Below are 15,557 nucleotides of genomic sequence, written 5' to 3' on the forward strand. Positions count from 1 at the left end.
GAAGTGCAGCAATGCATGGAGCTGACCAATACTAATCGGTCGAGGGCTTATCCAAATATCTAACACGCAGATTCGTTTCGGATTCAGTTTTCAGGCGATCAAGCCTGAAAATATATTCCCTGATAGCTCAGTTGGTAGAGCACTCGACTGTTAATCGAGTTGTCACAGGTTCGAGCCCTGTTCGGGGAGCCATATGGAGAGGTGTCCGAGTTTGGCCGAAGGAGCACGATTGGAAATCGTGTAGGCGCCACAAGCGTCTCGAGGGTTCGAATCCCTCTCTCTCCGCCATATATTTTCTTAGTAGTTTGGCCCGTTGGTCAAGGGGTTAAGACACCTCCCTTTCACGGAGGTAACATGGGTTCGAATCCCATACGGGTCACCATTTTCCACTTGATTTTATAGGTTGAAATTTGGTATGATAACAATTGTTCGTTTATGGAGGCTTAGCTCAGCTGGGAGAGCATCTGCCTTACAAGCAGAGGGTCGGGGGTTCGAACCCCTCAGCCTCCACCATCAATTTTATATTGCTTATGACGCGGGGTGGAGCAGCCCGGTAGCTCGTCGGGCTCATAACCCGAAGGCCGCAGGTTCAAATCCTGCCCCCGCAACCAATTTGGAACCGTGGTGTAGTTGGCCTAACATGCCTGCCTGTCACGCAGGAGATCGCGGGTTCGAATCCCGTCGGTTCCGCCATTTATATCTTGTACTAAGGCTCGATAGCTCAGTCGGTAGAGCAGAGGACTGAAAATCCTCGTGTCGGCGGTTCGAATCCGTCTCGAGCCACCATAAGCCTTACAACAGAATACGCCGGTGTAGCTCAACTGGTAGAGCAACTGACTTGTAATCAGTAGGTTGGGGGTTCAAGTCCTCTCGCCGGCACCATCCTTGGAGGATTAGCGAAGTGGCCAAACGCATCAGACTGTAAATCTGCTCACGTAAGTGTTCGGTGGTTCGAATCCATCATCCTCCACCAGTTTTAGGGGCATAGTTTAAGGGTAGAACAACGGTCTCCAAAACCGTTGGTGTGGGTTCAATTCCTGCTGCCCCTGCCAATAATTTTTAAAGTAATATGGCGATCGTGGCGAAGTGGTTAACGCACCGGATTGTGGTTCCGGCATTCGTGGGTTCGAGACCCATCGGTCGCCCCATTTTCTTTAAAAGTTAGTGTATTGAGAAGTTTAGTTTTGTATCATATGGCGACCGTGGCGAAGGGGTTAACGCACCGGATTGTGGTTCCGGCATTCGTGGGTTCGAGACCCATCGGTCGCCCCATTTTATTTTTTATTTGTATGTTGGGGATTAGCCAAGCGGTAAGGCAACGGACTTTGACTCCGTCATGCATAGGTTCAAATCCTATATCCCCAGCCATATTGCGGACGTGGCTCAGCGGTAGAGCATCGCCTTGCCAAGGCGAGGGTCGCGGGTTCGATTCCCGTCGTCCGCTCCAACTGTTTTATGGCGCCATAGCCAAGTGGTAAGGCAAAGCTCTGCAAAAGCTTTATCCCCAGTTCAAATCTGGGTGGCGCCTCCATTACTTTATGCCGGCGTGGCGGAATGGCAGACGCGCTCGACTCAAAATCGAGTGGGAAACCGTGGAGGTTCGAGTCCTCTCGCCGGTATCTTAAATAGGCTTATAAAATTGCTTTGGAGCAATTTTATAAGCCTATTTTTTGTTTCCAGTTTTTTGCCCGTAACCTATCATATGATGTTTTAATGCTAACTGAGAAATATAAATATAAAAGTGGTGACACAGCGGAGGAAATGCCTTATTATTTATAGATAATTTTAATGAAACAGTTTTTAAATATTCATGATACACTAGATTGGATTGCTGAAGATCCGAATCTAGGCGGAACGGAAGGGGGAAATTAGTATCCTATTTCTGAATGAGGTAAGTAAAAGCTTCAAGCTGCGGGACGGGCTATATAAGGCTGTCGATAATGTTTCACTCGAGGTCAATGCGGGAGCAGTACATGGCATTATCGGTGCAAGCGGAGCCGGGAAGTCTACGCTGCTGCGAATGATTAATTTACTGGAACAGCCCGACCAGGGAACGGTAACCATAGATGGGCTGCAATTGATGGGATTGCCGGATAAGCTGCTACGAAAAGAGAGGCAGAAGATCGGGATGATTTTTCAGCAATTTAATTTAGTATCAAATGCAACGGTCAGCCGCAATGTTTCCATCCCTCTGGAGCTGGCAGGACTGCCGAAGCAAGAGCGGATAAAGCGCGTGAAGGAGTGTTTGATTTTTGTGGGACTGGAGGACAAAGAAGACCAATATCCCGCCCAGCTCAGCGGTGGACAGCGGCAGCGTGTAGCTATCGCGCGTGCTCTGGCTAATAGCCCGAAACTGCTGCTCTGCGATGAGCCAACCTCTTCACTTGATCCTACAACTACTGTGGAGATCCTAAATGTACTGAAGCATGTAAATTCAAGACTTGGGGTAACCATTGTAATAGTCACTCATGAGATGGACGTCATCAAAACCATATGTAGTCACGTATCCGTGATGGAAAGCGGTCGAATCATTGATTCGTTTTCAAGGGAAGACGGAGAATTCCGTCCTGCCGCAGAAAGCTTTAGTTCCTATCGGGAAGAGATTATCGGTAAAGAGAGAGAAGCATATGCTAGATAGTATGATTAAGTATCAGGCACAAATGTGGCAATCGATTGGGGAAACTTTTGTGATGGTAGGAATATCGGTTAGTGCTGCACTGCTGCTGGGACTTCCTCTGGGGACACTGCTGTTTTTTTGCCGAAAAGGCCAGCTCTATGAGAATAAGTACTTGTCTTTGATACTGAACAGCATGGTTAACATTGTACGATCATTTCCCTTTTTGCTGCTGGTCGTTGCTCTGATTCCCCTAACCCGCATAATTGTAGGAACAGCCATCGGTACGATTGCTGCGACAGTACCTTTATCCATTGTCGCTATAGCTTATTACTCACGTTTGGTTGAGCAATCTTTGTTGGAGGTACCAAGAGGTACGATAGATGCTGCCCTGTCTATGGGAGCCTCTAAGCTGGGGCTTACCTTTAAATTTCTGTATGTTGAAGCCCGTACGGGACTGGTGCTCGGATTGACAACCTCGACGATCAGCTTTATATCTTTCTCGACAGTGATGGGAGTTGTCGGCGGGGGCGGAGTCGGAGACTTTGCAATCCGTTACGGCTACCAGCGTTTTGAGACTGAAGTGATGGTCTATGCGATTCTAGTTATGATCGTATTGGTACAATTGGTTCAATTCACTGGAGGTTCCTTGTCGAGATTCCTTGATAAAAGATGATGATGTGTAAATTAATAACACAACTATTCGTACTATAAAATGGAGGCTAGCTGCACTAATGAAAAAGTTAATAATAATGGTTCTTACACTTACGGTTATCATTGCAGGTTGTGGGGAGAAGAAAGCATCTGAAGGAAGCCAGGCTCCGGATTCAGCGGAGTCTAGTAAGTTGAAAGTGGCGACTCTGATTCCTCCGATGACGGATATTATGGATATTGTGAAACCATTGCTGAAAGAGGATGGTATCGAGCTTGAGATTGTAATATTGTCGGACAACGTGCAGCCGAATGAGGCGTTAGCCAATAAGGAAGTTGACGCTAACTTTTTTCAACATGTTCCTTATATGGAGCAATTCAATGCCAGCAAGGGTTCTGAGCTTGTTGCGGTCCAGCCTGTTTATAATGCGATTTACGGAGGTTATTCCAAACGTTTTAAAAATATCGGAGAATTACCGGATGGATCAACTCTTGTAATGGCAAATGATCCATCGAATATAGGGCGTTCCTTGGTAATGTTCGAGGCGGCGGGGTTAATCAAGCTGAAGGAAGGCGTAGGTATTCAAGCAACTCAGGCAGACATTGTAGAGAATCCAAGAAAGTTTGTGTTTGAGGAAGTGGATTTGCTGATGCTGGCCCGTATGCTGGATGATGCTGACTTGGTGGCCATGACTCCGGCTTACGCCAGTCCGCTTGGACTTACACCGAAGAAGGATGCACTGATAACGGAAAATGAGGACTCCGAGTTCTCCATAAATCTGGTTTCTCGCAAAGATAATAAGGATTCTGCAGCAATCAAAAAGCTGGCCGAACGGATGAGTGGTCCTGAAGTGAGAAAGTTTCTAGAGGACAACTACGCAGATATCGCGATTCCAGCTTTTAAATAAAAGAATCTTCCCAATGTATAAAAGTGATTTACCAACAGCAGGCTTCCTGAAATAGGAGGCTTGCTTTTTTTGCTAATAAATTAGGTATTTTGTCTTATTTTGTTTTCTATTTTATCTAATTTAAAGATAACAATAACACAATACAAAACTATAAAAACAAATACAGAACATATTCAAATGAATATAGGGCCTGTATAATATATTATTAAGCGCTTACAATGTAATATATTAGTATTTTTGAACCGTATTCATTAGATTTTTTGCTAAAATAGCAAAGGGAAGGGTGATGACAAAAATATATATTTGTTATTTTTTATTTGGTGAAATACATGATTCTTAGGAGGGTTCTCATGAAAGGTTCAACGAAATGGCTAGCTTCCTTCATGGCTGCGGCAATGATTGGAACCTCGCTTGCTCCAGCTTACGCGGCTACAGGCGAGGCAGGAAATGCTTCATCTACTCCTTCTGATTTGCAGGGGCACTGGGCAGCTACTGATATTAGTCAATGGATGAATAACGGCGTCATTAGCGGTTATCCAGATGGGACATTCCACCCAAATCAGAGTATCACCCGCGCAGAGCTTGTGACTATTATTAATCAAGTATTCGGTTTTACCGCTGAATCAACCATTAATTTTACTGATGTTTCAGCTAGTAGTTGGTATGCGCAACAACTCGCTATCGCTAAGGAAGCTGGTTATTACCATGGCTTTGAAAAGAATCTGGCTCGGGCCACAACGGAAATGTCCCGCCAAGATGCAGTGACACTGCTCGCAAGGGCATTTAGCCTGGCTACTGGGGAGAATTCGGCGTTTGCCTCGTCCTTTAAAGATTCAGCTGATATTCAGAAATACGCAGTTGAAGCTGTAAATGCCTTTGCAGGTAAAATCAGCGGATATCCGGATGGTTCCTTTAAGCCAGAAGGTAAAATAACCCGTGCTGAAGTGGTAACGCTTCTAGATCAACTGGTATCAGGGTATTATGCAACAACGGCTTACCATGAAGCTGCTGTCATTAATGGAAGCGTAGTCATTAATAAAAACGGAGCGAACCTGAAGGGAGCGACTATCAACGGGAATCTTTATCTCGCACCCGGTATCGGCAACGGTGAAGTTACACTTGACGGGATAACGGTTAAGGGAACCACTTATGTATGGGGTGGCGGAGAGAACACAATCACTTTCAATAACGCCAATCTTGGCAATGTGCAAGTGAACCGCCCGGATGGTTTGGTTCGAGTGGTGACAACCGGGGAGACACAGATTGATAATATCTCAATGGAAAGCAAGTCTCGCCTAGAGCTTGGGGCTGGTTCGAAAATCGATGAAGTCACAGTTAATCAATCAGTCGCCTTATTGATTGCGGACGGAGCCTCAATTACCAACTTGACGGTTAATCTAGATGCAGCCGGTACGACAATTGTCGGTAAAGGCAATATTCCGAATGCCATTGTTCGAGCTCCCGGCCTCACCGTCAACGGTGAAGTGGTTGCGGCAGGCATGGTTGCTGTGGCAAACGGTGTACCGAAATCGGTCTCTCCAACGACACCAACGACGAATAACGGTTCTGGCACTGTAACCCCAGCACCTATATCTACAGTCGACTTCGTTGACTCGAAGGCTACAGCTGAGACCAAGTCTCTTTTCACCTATCTTCAGGATATCCGCGGAAAGAATATATTATTTGGACAGCAGCACGCTACAACCGAAGGGATGTCAATCACAGAAAAGAACGGTACCCAGTCTGATTCTCTTAATGCGGTGGGTGCTTATCCTGCGGTTTTTGGTTGGGATACGCTCAGTCTCGAGGGGCATGAGAAGCCAGGAGTATCGGGTAACTTTGAGCAAAGCCGCGACAACCTGATCGATGTAATGAAAAAAGCGTACGCCCAAAACGGTGTGCTTAACCTGAGCTCACATATGCCGAACTTTGTGACAGGCGGAGACTTCTATGACCTTAAAGGCAACGTAGTATCAACTATTCTCCCCGGTGGTTCGAACCATCAGGAGTTTAATCAGTTCTTAGACAATATCGCCGATTTTGCAACAAAACTGAAGACTGACGATGGCAAACCGATTCCGGTTATTTTCCGCCCATTCCACGAGCAAAGCGGTAGCTGGTTTTGGTGGGGGGCAGCCTTCACTACAAAAGATGAATATAAAGAAATCTACAGATATACCGTCGAATATCTACGTGATCAAAAAGGTGTTCACAACTTCCTCTATGCCTACTCGCCAGGGGGAGGTTTCGGGGACAATGAGGAGAAATACCTTGAGACTTATCCAGGTGACGAGTATGTAGATATCATTGGCTTCGACAGCTATTATAACGGGGAAGGCCAAGGCTGGTTCGACAGTGTTGTTAAGGAAACGAAGCTTGTCTCCAAAATTGCTGATCGAAAGAATAAAGTGGCAGCACTTACGGAATTCGGTTATCAAAAAATGCAGGTTAGCGGAAATACAACGACTGACTTCTATACACGTTTGGCTACTGCGTTGAAGAGTGATCCTGACTCCAAGCGCATGGCTTATATGTTGACTTGGGCGAACTTTGGTGCGAACTCTATTTATGTACCGTATCCAACAGGTGACCCTGCTCATGAACATGAGATGCTTGCAGATTTCAAAAAATTCTATGATGATGAGTATTCGATATTTAGCAACGGGGTAACCGGCGCTTATAACCGGAGTGTAAATGCTGCGGTTGAAAAGCCGTTGATGCATATCGCTTCACCTACGAACCAAGGTACGATCAGCACGAATACTACGAAGGTTCGAGCCCGTGTTTTAAATGAAACGCCTGCAAAGGTTGTATACACTGTTAACGGCTCCACTACTGAAACACCAATGACGTTGGAAGCTGACGGCTTCTTGTATTCAGCAGATTGGTCACCGGCTGCCAGCCTCAACGGCAAGTCGAATACTATTACTGTTAAGGTGTATGGCGCTGACGGTACGGTTCTACAGGAACAAACCAATACGGTCTTCGTGAAAATTGGTGAAGTATTAATCCATTCGTATACTTTTGATCAAGATATCCTAGGCGTACAAAATAATGGAGGGTATCAGGCTGATGTTTCGTCTCTCTCCCACAGTACTCTGGATGGCAATGGTGTTCTTGAATTGGGTGTTACAAACGCTGTTTATAGTGATAATTGGCAGGAGATGAAGCTGGAGTTGACCAACGCGAAGTCGGTCATTAACAGTGATACCTTAGCCGATGTGTCACGTATCAAGTTCGATGCGTGGATACCGGTATCAGCGGGAAGCCCGAAAGCTACCCCAAGTATTCGTGCTGTAGTTATGCTTCCACCTGATTGGGATAACAAATACGGAATGGAAACCACACAGGTTGCTCTATCGAACATGCAAAAGGTAACCATTGACGGTGTTGAATACGCGAAGTTCTCCCCGACCATCGATTTGCCGGATGCAGCCAAACGCGCAGCGGCAGGCGATATTGCACTTTCCCTGGTGGGCAGTGGTTTGGATAGCGATACTACTTCGTTCCCGGTGTATATCGATAATATCCAACTTTACAGCACCTTTGCGGAAGCTACAGCTGATCCCGCTGTAGTTGACGACTTCGAAGGCTATCTGGGAAGTAACCTTTCATTGCAGACCAAATTTGTTCATGCCGGAGGAGATATTGCTTCAGCATCGCTAGATGCGGGCCATAAGCAAAGCGGCAGCTATGGATTAAAGTACACCTATACATTGGGCGGCAATGGGTACACGGGTATTACCAAATCGATGGGCAGTGCAGACTGGTCTGGCTTTAATGCCCTTCAGTTCTGGTATCAGCCGGATGCACAGGGTCAAAAGCTGGTTATTCAGATCAATGCCAGCGGTAAAACTTATGAATATTACCCGGACACCAAGACTACAACGGCACAATTCGTCACGGCGAAATTCAGTGATTTCAAACCGGCTAACGGTGCTACAGGTACGTTGACCAAATTGAACTTGAAGGCTATTCAAGCGTTCTCGATTTATACGAATGCCGTACCTAGCGGTACAACACTGACGTCGGATATGTATTTTGACGATATCAAAGCGGTGAATGATCCTAATGCAGGAACAGTGCCGAGCGGCAGTGCCGGCGGAGGAATTGCTCTTGGTACACTGTTTGACTTTGAAAGCTCGCTGCAGGAGTGGGGATTTGGTCAAAACACCTTAGCTACCAACCTTGCCAACTCTACAGATGGAAACAGTAAGGTACTTAGTGTTGATTTCCCAAATACCTTGCCAACGAATACCAACTTTGAGCTAAATAATATTGGGAATAGAGATCTGAGTAACGGGAGTACGTTGAAGCTGAAAGTCCGTATATCATCCGGCTCAGCAATAGCTAAGCTATTTATTAAAACTGGTGGTGGCTGGGCTTGGGCAGACTCGGGTGAACAAACACTGACCACGGATTATCAGTGGATCACTATTGATTTGAACCAGAGTACGATCGATAAAACCTTGATTCAATCGATGGGGCTCCAAATCTCTTCTCCGAGCGGCACCAACTCACCTCTAACGGTTTATGTAGACGACGTTATTCTAGAATAGAGTTGGTTTAAAAAAGAGTACTTGAGATTACAACCTCAAGTACTCTTTATTTTTATTTCTCCATGTATTGGAGTATTGGTTATTCGATTTCCCGCAGCCGCTCAACAATCGTGGATTTCGTCAGCATCCGGTAGGCTCTCATAGTTACAGAATACGCTATGACTAGCAAGACAGGTACGACCATGATAAACGGCAGCCAGCTCATTTGGAAGACCGTAAATGCCATGTTCTCCGTAATACTCTTGGAAATGCTGTAGGTCACTAGCACACCTGCGGTAGAGGTGATGATCACTGTAAAGAGCACGTTATACACCCCTTCATATACAAGCATTTTCTTCAGTTGCTTCTTGGTCATTCCTATGCTCTCCAGAACAGCAAACTCATTTCTGCGGGCAATGACTCCTGTAAGGACGGTATTAATGTAGTTGAGAACTCCGATAAGCGCAATAACAAAGCTAAGACCATAACCTAGGGTCTGAAAAATAGTGATAAAACCGGCAAGCTCTAATCTATAATCCTCTCTGGATTTGAGAGTCAGCTCATCCGTAGTACCGGTCATGGCCTTAGCGGCCTGCTCCACATCATCCAGCTTGGTCGAATCGGCTTGCAAGGTTGCCGAAAGGATCATGGAGGGGCTACTTTCCTTAGGCAGTTCCTTTTTAAGCTCGGAAGAAGGAAGGAAGGCATTATAGCCAAAGGATGAATAAATCTTTGTAGTTGCAGCATATAGTGCGTCTGTTTTTAAGATTGCCATGACTTCATAGCTTTTGCCCAAACCATCATATTTAAGAATATCACCGGGGTGATAATAGGTAACGGAAGCATCTTCACCCACGAGGGACTCCGTTACAATTACGTAATTTCCAGATTCAAATTTTTGCTGATTAAATGACCCTTCGATGATATCCTTCTTTATTAGGTCAAACCAACCAGAATCTAATCCATAAAGCGAAAGTTGAATATAACCTCCTTTTAATGTCTCGGTGATAGAAGGGTGAGGATTAGGTGAAGCCGCTATGGGTTCGAGAACTGCTCGAACCGCAGCGTCAATAGCGTAAGGCTCGAATTTGTAATACACGTTGTCTATTCTCTTCACCCCATCAATGCTCCCTAAGGTGCTGCTGAATTCCTCCGAAAATTTAAAGGGATCACCTTGTCGTTCTCCTCTATGACTGATGAGGGGCTTATTGAATACTACAAAATCTCCCGATATGAAAGAACTCAAGTACTTATTAACATCTAACGAAGAAATAATAGTAAAGATTGTACTGAATAAGGTAATGCTTAAAGACAAGGAGGAAAGCATCAGGATAAGCTTCTTTTTACTTCTGAATAAGTTTGAGAGCGCCATGCTGTTAAGCTTTGCCCCGTGATTAGATTTTTTGGATTTTTTCTTTCCACCAATAGGTACTCCTGAGAACCTCACTGCTTCCACAGGGGAGATTCGAGAGGCGATCTTGCCCGGCTTGCTGGCACCAAGCCATACCGTAATATAGGAGAATATAGCTGCACCGATAAATATGATCGGACTAACAGAATACGATGCTTCCACGGACTGGCTGGAAAAAGAGTTCATCAACGGGGTCAACAGGCATCCGATTCCATAGCCTGAGGCAAGCCCGAACGGCAGCGCGATCAGATATAGCAACTGTGCCTGAACGGAAATGATCTTTCTCAACTGTCTGGGTGTGGTTCCAATGGTCTTCAACAATCCGTAGAACTTCACATCCCGCACCACTGAGATATAAAAGATATTATAAATCAGTAAATATCCGCTCAGCATAATGATGAAGAGAACAGCCGCATAGGGAACCAGGTTCATCCAATCCTCGGCGAGAGAGACGGAGGCATAAGCCCAGTTTATTCCGATGGGTACATCCAGTTTCGTATCCACAAGGACTTTTTTCAATTTCTGCTCAATATTGAAGGAATTGTTGAACATTACGCTTAGCTGTGAAGTGTTAACATAAGAGCTGTTAGCGATGGAGGTGGATGGATCTATAGAAGAAATGTATTTTTGAGTAAAAGCCTCTGAAACAAAGGCCAGCCCGGCCATAGCCAAGTGCTTATCCGCTTCATAATACCCCGATAGAACAAATTCCCGGCTCAGGACTTTATCACCTGTATCGATTTCTAGAGTTACCCGCTGCCCTAATTCATGGACAACACCAAGCTTATCCAGTTCCCAAGTGTTCAGGGCAATCTCGTCTTCGCCTGAGGGCAGTCCACCTTCGATAAATTGGATAAACCCATGCTTGGCATAGTTTTTGTCAACTTGCAGGACCTCTACAGGGTTGTCCGCGAAAACATTGTTTTTCATTCTGCCAACTAGAAGGGAGACCCCGTATTCACGGATGGAGGGATGCTTGCGCAGTATCTCTAGTTCCGATGGGTTCAAATATTTGAAGCCTCCATGAAAATCACTGCCTACCGTCCGCATTTGGGCCTGTTCCATCGACTTGTTAATACTAAGGGCCATTGTAAATATACTGGTGATCAGAAGCGTAGTCAGAATAACGGCACATATAATTGTGAGATTACGCATTGAATTGGCTTTTAGGCTTTTGACGGCAAGGCGGCGGATAGTTGTACGGTTATTGGTTCCGATCATATAGGACTCACGTTCCGGCCTGCCTGAGCGTTCCCGGAGACCAGTGTTCCGTCTTCAATACGAATGATCCGGTCTGCGGTTTGCGCAATCTGCTCATTGTGTGTAATCATTACGATCGTTTGGTTGAATTTCTCGCTCATCTGCTTCATAAGGATAAGGACTTCTTGACTGGTTTTACTGTCGAGATTGCCTGTAGGTTCGTCCGCCAGAATAATGGAGGGTTTGGTGGCTAAAGCTCTGGCAATGGCGACCCGCTGCTGCTGGCCTCCCGACAGATTAGCGGGTAGATTGTTAACTTTCTCTTGAAGGCCCAGAGTGTGTATGACCTTATCAAGGTACGCCTGGTCGATCTTTCCGCCATCAAGTTCTATGGGCAAGATTATATTCTCAAGAACATTCAGAATCGGAAGCAGATTATAGCTCTGAAAGACGAATCCAACGGATCTGCGTCTGAATATAGTGAGTTTGTCATCTTTCATAGCAAAGATATCATGCCCGTCCACGTAAACCTTGCCTTCTGTGGCCCGATCCAGCCCGCCAAGCATATGTAAAAGCGTACTTTTGCCGCTGCCACTTGTACCGACTATGGCCACGAACTCACCTTTCTCCACAGTCAGTGATACGCCGTCCAAGGCTTTAACGGTCGTGCCACCTTTTCCGTAATACTTCTTCAAATTTTCTATTCTTATAATACTCATAAGTTCTTCCCCCTAAGTAATTTGTACCTTTCACATCTCTTAAGGTAACAAACAAATCTGACAGCACCGTGTCTGAAATCTGACGGTATTGACACATTCATATTCGGGGTAAGAAGACTGAGAAGACCGAGCCTTTGCTAACCTCAGAGGCAGCTTGAATATACCCCCCTTGAGCGGTAATAATTTCTTTAGCCAAAAATAATCCAATACCGACACCCTCAAACTCACGAACATTTTGGCCTCGATAGAACCTTTTGAATACAGAGTGAAGCTCTTCTTTGGGGATGCCGATTCCGGTGTCTGAAATATCTATGCGGGTGAACATTTCGTTGCTTTCAGCCGTAAGAAGTATTTTGCCGCCTCGTTCTGTATATTTCACAGCATTCTCCAGCAGGTTGAACAGAGCTTCGCTTGTCCATTTTGGATCGTAACGGGCTTCTATACTAGGATCACAAGTCATGCTGATAAGGATGTTCTTGCTCTCCGCCTGATCATAAACCTGGGATACGGTCTGCTTGATCATTTGAACAACAGGATGGTTCTCCATACGGAGAGAAATCATGCCTGATTCCAGTCTGGAGAGCTTGATTAAGGATTGAATAAGCCAGTTCAATTTATCCGACTGCATCATAATTTGATTAACATAATGCAGAGTATCCTTATTCAGTTCGGGTACCTCACTAAGAAGTTGGCTGTAAACCATGATATTGGACAAGGGCGTCTTGGTCTGATGGGAAATATCTGAGATCAGTGCTTTTATCTTATTCTTTTCCTGTTCTAGGTTCTGCTCATTCGCTTTGGAGATATCTATGTACCGCATTAATTTATGTTCTATAGAAGAAAGAGAAGTCTCATCATAATAAGTTAATTGTTCTCGACCATGGATAGCACCGTCAACCATCCTATCCAAGTTATCCATATAGGAGGTGATTTGGCGGCGAAGCAAGATAACCCAAACGGCACCTAACCCTAATATACAAACTAAGAATAGACAGGTGAGCTTCAACAACCTGGGATCCAGTCCTGTCACTAAAGTGATGCTGATGATGTAGATGAAGACCAAAAGAATAAAAATCATCGAAAAGAGGACATTTATCTTACCCGTATGATGAATAAGTTTGCTTTTTTTCATGGATGGTTACCGTCCGCCCACTTATAGCCCAAGCCATAGATTGTTTTAATGTATCTAGGAGAGGAGGGATCATCCTCTATCTTGGCCCGTAATCTTTTGATAGCAACGGTCAGCGCATTCTCATCTACAAACTCAGCTTCTTGGCTCCAGATCTTGTCCATTAACTGTTCTCTTGTCAAAATATTTCCCGAATGAATCACCAGAGTCTTCAGCAGCTTCTGTTCGGTTTTGCTAAGTACCAGTGGACGGTTGTTTTTATAGTACTCCATCTTGTTAAAATCAAAGGCTAAGGAACCCAGAGTTATTTGATCCTCTCTGTGATTCTCAGCTCTTCTAAGTACTGCCATCACCCTGGAGCGCAGAACCATCAAGCTGAAAGGTTTCGTGATATAATCATCGGCTCCCAGTTCAAACCCTGTAACGATGTCCGGCTCCATGTCGTTAGCGGTAAGAAAGATGATCGGCATTTGCGATGTTCTCCGTATTTTCTCGCAGTAATCCAAGCCGCTTCCATCGGGAAGGTTAATATCCAGAATCATCAAGTCTATATCATGTGACGAGACGATTTTCTCCGCAGTAGCAATATCATATGCTTGTACTATGGCTAGATCATTTTGCGAAAGTGTTAGGGCGATCCCCTTATTCAGACTGCGGTCGTCCTCAACGATTAATAATGTCCTCATTGCGGCTCTCCTTCATCAACTTGGCTGTAATATAGACTAATTATACCCCAACCAGCCCTTTTGTGGTCTGCAGTCGTAGAGTCTCCCCGCCTAAGGTCCAGTACTAAAAACCGTCCACGGTCTGTTTTGAAAAGCTTGGGATTGATCTAGAATAAGACTATAAGGTTGAGGTTAACGAAAGGCGGTGAGAAAAAATGCAAAGTAGAAAAGGAAATGGATTAGCGATTGTATTTATTGTACTCGGCGCAATTATGCTGATGGGTATCGCGCTTCCTCTGATTCACGGAATCTTCAGGCTGTTGTTCCCTGTATTGCTGGTCGTTCTCGGGTATTACGGAATTAAGAGCGGACGCAAAGTCATTGGTTGGATCGTGCTTTTCATCGGTATTATGTCTTTAATCTCCAAGCTCGCTTGGTTGATTGGACCATTACTTGGTCTGGCATTAATCGTATGGGGCATCTCAGTTTTGAAGGGCAAGAGAAGAAATACTTACTAAAGGAAACGAATACCTAAATACCTAATCGAAAATGAGGAGGGAGCAGGAAAATATGAGCGTTTTTCGTCGCATGCGGGATATAACCGTAGCTAACTTAAATGAACGACTGGAGCAAAGCCAAGACCCGGTGAAGCTGATCGATCAATTCCTTCATACTACACGTGATGAGATTGGCGAGGCCGAGAGGTTGTATCAACAATATGCTTCTCACACTAAGCAGCTGCAGCAGCAAGTAAATCAAGCCACTTCAATGAGAAATAAACGTGAGGAGCAGGCACTCCTTGCACTAAAAGCCGGTGAGGATCACTTGGCAAAGCTGGCCCTGCAGGAAAAAATCATTCACGAGGAAAAGTTGGAGCAATACAGCGGACTTTTGGAGCAGAGCCAGCAATCACTGTTTGATCTTGAAGGTCAGCTGAACGAGCTGAAAATGGAGTATCAAAATGTATACAGCAAACGACAGTATTATGCCGCTCGGATGGAAACATTACGATTGCAGCAGCGCATGAATCAAAGAGCCGGAGCCTTTGGCAACGGCGGCGACGTACCCAAAATGTTCGGTCGTCTGGAAGACCGTATGAGTGATTGGGAGCTGGAAGCAAAGAGTCTGAGTGACTTGCGGCGTATGGGGCAAGAGTATGCTGTGCAGGCAGGAGAGACTGTGGCTACAGTCCTTGAAAGAGAATTAGCACGTCTAAAGGAAAAGTTGAACAATGACAGAAAGGAGTAGCACAATGACCCGATTGTATCGTTCAACCCGTGACAAAGTGATGACAGGCCTGGCTGGTGGATTGTCTGAAACGCTCGGAATCGACTCCACGCTGCTACGCATTCTGCTGGTAGTAAGCATTCCTTTTACAGGGGGGGCGGTAATTCCCGTATACTTCATCGCAGCGCTCGTTATTCCGAAGGAGCCTACACAATATAATCCTTTTGGTGCTGGCCCCGGGATGCAAGGCAATGCCTATGGCGGGTATTACACGGAAAGACCTGAGCAGGCTTATGGACCCTATGGGCATGGACGTTCCGGGGGTTGCGGACGCCAGTCTAACCCAGCGCCTAACTTTGACAAACAAAATGCCTATTCAGCTCCTGACTCTGGCTTAGATGCCATGATGAAGGACATTGAGAAAAAGGCTCTTAAAAAAGAAGTAGAAGAACTCAAACAAAAACTGTCTAAATACGAGAAGGGAGAAGTGTAAAT

The 15,557-nt window shown here is 45.3% G+C and carries 11 protein-coding genes and 16 tRNA genes; 23 read left to right on the forward strand and 4 right to left on the reverse strand.

Annotated features, from left to right (window positions below; translation table 11 throughout):
* Nucleotides 1–116: 116 nt before the first annotated feature.
* The 20 genes from J2T20_RS10055 (at nt 117) to J2T20_RS10150 (ending at nt 8,732) form a co-directional block, all read left to right on the forward strand.
* Nucleotides 117–192: transfer RNA gene (locus tag J2T20_RS10055), tRNA-Asn, on the forward strand.
* Between the two features lie 3 nt (nt 193–195).
* A tRNA-Ser gene (locus J2T20_RS10060) sits at nt 196–288 on the forward strand.
* Between the two features lie 19 nt (nt 289–307).
* Nucleotides 308–382: transfer RNA gene (locus tag J2T20_RS10065), tRNA-Glu, on the forward strand.
* Between the two features lie 55 nt (nt 383–437).
* Nucleotides 438–513 (forward strand) — tRNA-Val (locus J2T20_RS10070).
* A 21-nt stretch (nt 514–534) separates the two neighbouring features.
* Nucleotides 535–611, forward strand: a tRNA-Met gene (locus J2T20_RS10075).
* A 4-nt stretch (nt 612–615) separates the two neighbouring features.
* Nucleotides 616–693, forward strand: a tRNA-Asp gene (locus tag J2T20_RS10080).
* Nucleotides 694–710: 17 nt separating this feature from the next.
* Nucleotides 711–786: transfer RNA gene (locus J2T20_RS10085), tRNA-Phe, on the forward strand.
* A gap of 20 nt (nt 787–806) precedes the next feature.
* Nucleotides 807–882, forward strand: a tRNA-Thr gene (locus tag J2T20_RS10090).
* Nucleotides 883–887: 5 nt separating this feature from the next.
* Nucleotides 888–973: transfer RNA gene (locus J2T20_RS10095), tRNA-Tyr, on the forward strand.
* A gap of 5 nt (nt 974–978) precedes the next feature.
* Nucleotides 979–1,052 (forward strand) — tRNA-Trp (locus J2T20_RS10100).
* Nucleotides 1,053–1,072: 20 nt separating this feature from the next.
* Nucleotides 1,073–1,148, forward strand: a tRNA-His gene (locus J2T20_RS10105).
* A 48-nt stretch (nt 1,149–1,196) separates the two neighbouring features.
* A tRNA-His gene (locus J2T20_RS10110) sits at nt 1,197–1,272 on the forward strand.
* Nucleotides 1,273–1,293: 21 nt separating this feature from the next.
* Nucleotides 1,294–1,368, forward strand: a tRNA-Gln gene (locus J2T20_RS10115).
* Nucleotides 1,369–1,372: 4 nt separating this feature from the next.
* A tRNA-Gly gene (locus J2T20_RS10120) sits at nt 1,373–1,447 on the forward strand.
* 10 nt (nt 1,448–1,457) lie between these two features.
* Nucleotides 1,458–1,531 (forward strand) — tRNA-Cys (locus J2T20_RS10125).
* Between the two features lie 9 nt (nt 1,532–1,540).
* Nucleotides 1,541–1,619 (forward strand) — tRNA-Leu (locus tag J2T20_RS10130).
* 254 nt (nt 1,620–1,873) lie between these two features.
* The gene (locus J2T20_RS10135; protein WP_307588249.1) at nt 1,874–2,638 is read left to right on the forward strand and encodes a methionine ABC transporter ATP-binding protein; all 765 of its coding nucleotides are present in this window, start codon (nt 1,874–1,876) and stop codon (nt 2,636–2,638) included.
* The gene (locus tag J2T20_RS10140) at nt 2,628–3,290 is read left to right on the forward strand and encodes a methionine ABC transporter permease (protein ID WP_307587959.1); all 663 of its coding nucleotides are present in this window, start codon (nt 2,628–2,630) and stop codon (nt 3,288–3,290) included. The genes J2T20_RS10135 and J2T20_RS10140 overlap by 11 nt, the downstream gene beginning before the upstream one ends.
* Nucleotides 3,291–3,348: 58 nt before the next feature.
* Complete coding sequence (locus J2T20_RS10145; protein ID WP_307587961.1) at nt 3,349–4,173, forward strand: MetQ/NlpA family ABC transporter substrate-binding protein; 825 nt, start codon at nt 3,349–3,351, stop codon at nt 4,171–4,173.
* Between the two features lie 350 nt (nt 4,174–4,523).
* Nucleotides 4,524–8,732: a glycosyl hydrolase gene (locus J2T20_RS10150; RefSeq protein ID WP_307587963.1), complete on the forward strand. Its 4,209-nt coding sequence runs from the start codon at nt 4,524–4,526 to the stop codon at nt 8,730–8,732.
* A 79-nt stretch (nt 8,733–8,811) separates the two neighbouring features.
* On the opposite strand, the gene J2T20_RS10155 is transcribed toward J2T20_RS10150, so the two are convergent.
* From J2T20_RS10155 to J2T20_RS10170, 4 genes are all read right to left on the reverse strand, one after another.
* The gene (locus J2T20_RS10155) at nt 8,812–11,343 is read right to left on the reverse strand and encodes an ABC transporter permease (RefSeq protein ID WP_307587965.1); all 2,532 of its coding nucleotides are present in this window, start codon (nt 11,341–11,343) and stop codon (nt 8,812–8,814) included.
* Nucleotides 11,340–12,041: an ABC transporter ATP-binding protein gene (locus J2T20_RS10160; protein WP_307587967.1), complete on the reverse strand. Its 702-nt coding sequence runs from the start codon at nt 12,039–12,041 to the stop codon at nt 11,340–11,342. Before J2T20_RS10160 ends, J2T20_RS10155 begins: the two co-directional genes overlap by 4 nt.
* A gap of 97 nt (nt 12,042–12,138) precedes the next feature.
* The gene (locus J2T20_RS10165; protein ID WP_307587969.1) at nt 12,139–13,173 is read right to left on the reverse strand and encodes a sensor histidine kinase; all 1,035 of its coding nucleotides are present in this window, start codon (nt 13,171–13,173) and stop codon (nt 12,139–12,141) included.
* Complete coding sequence (locus tag J2T20_RS10170) at nt 13,170–13,856, reverse strand: response regulator transcription factor (protein WP_307587971.1); 687 nt, start codon at nt 13,854–13,856, stop codon at nt 13,170–13,172. Before J2T20_RS10170 ends, J2T20_RS10165 begins: the two co-directional genes overlap by 4 nt.
* 194 nt (nt 13,857–14,050) lie before the next feature.
* Between J2T20_RS10170 and J2T20_RS10175 the strand changes: the two genes are divergently transcribed.
* The 3 genes from J2T20_RS10175 to J2T20_RS10185 are packed head-to-tail and all read left to right on the forward strand — an operon-like array spanning nt 14,051 to nt 15,555.
* A complete protein-coding gene (locus tag J2T20_RS10175) occupies nt 14,051–14,353 on the forward strand; it encodes a LiaF transmembrane domain-containing protein (RefSeq protein WP_307587973.1) in 303 nt (100 codons plus the stop codon).
* Nucleotides 14,354–14,405: 52 nt separating this feature from the next.
* A complete protein-coding gene (locus J2T20_RS10180; protein ID WP_307587975.1) occupies nt 14,406–15,083 on the forward strand; it encodes a PspA/IM30 family protein in 678 nt (225 codons plus the stop codon).
* Between the two features lie 4 nt (nt 15,084–15,087).
* Nucleotides 15,088–15,555 (forward strand): PspC domain-containing protein, encoded by a 468-nt coding sequence (locus J2T20_RS10185; protein ID WP_307587977.1) that lies wholly within the window; start codon nt 15,088–15,090, stop codon nt 15,553–15,555.
* Nucleotides 15,556–15,557 lie beyond the last annotated feature (2 nt).

This window comes from Paenibacillus wynnii, from assembly GCF_030812855.1.
In the GTDB taxonomy this organism is placed as follows: domain Bacteria; phylum Bacillota; class Bacilli; order Paenibacillales; family Paenibacillaceae; genus Paenibacillus_AQ; species Paenibacillus_AQ wynnii_A.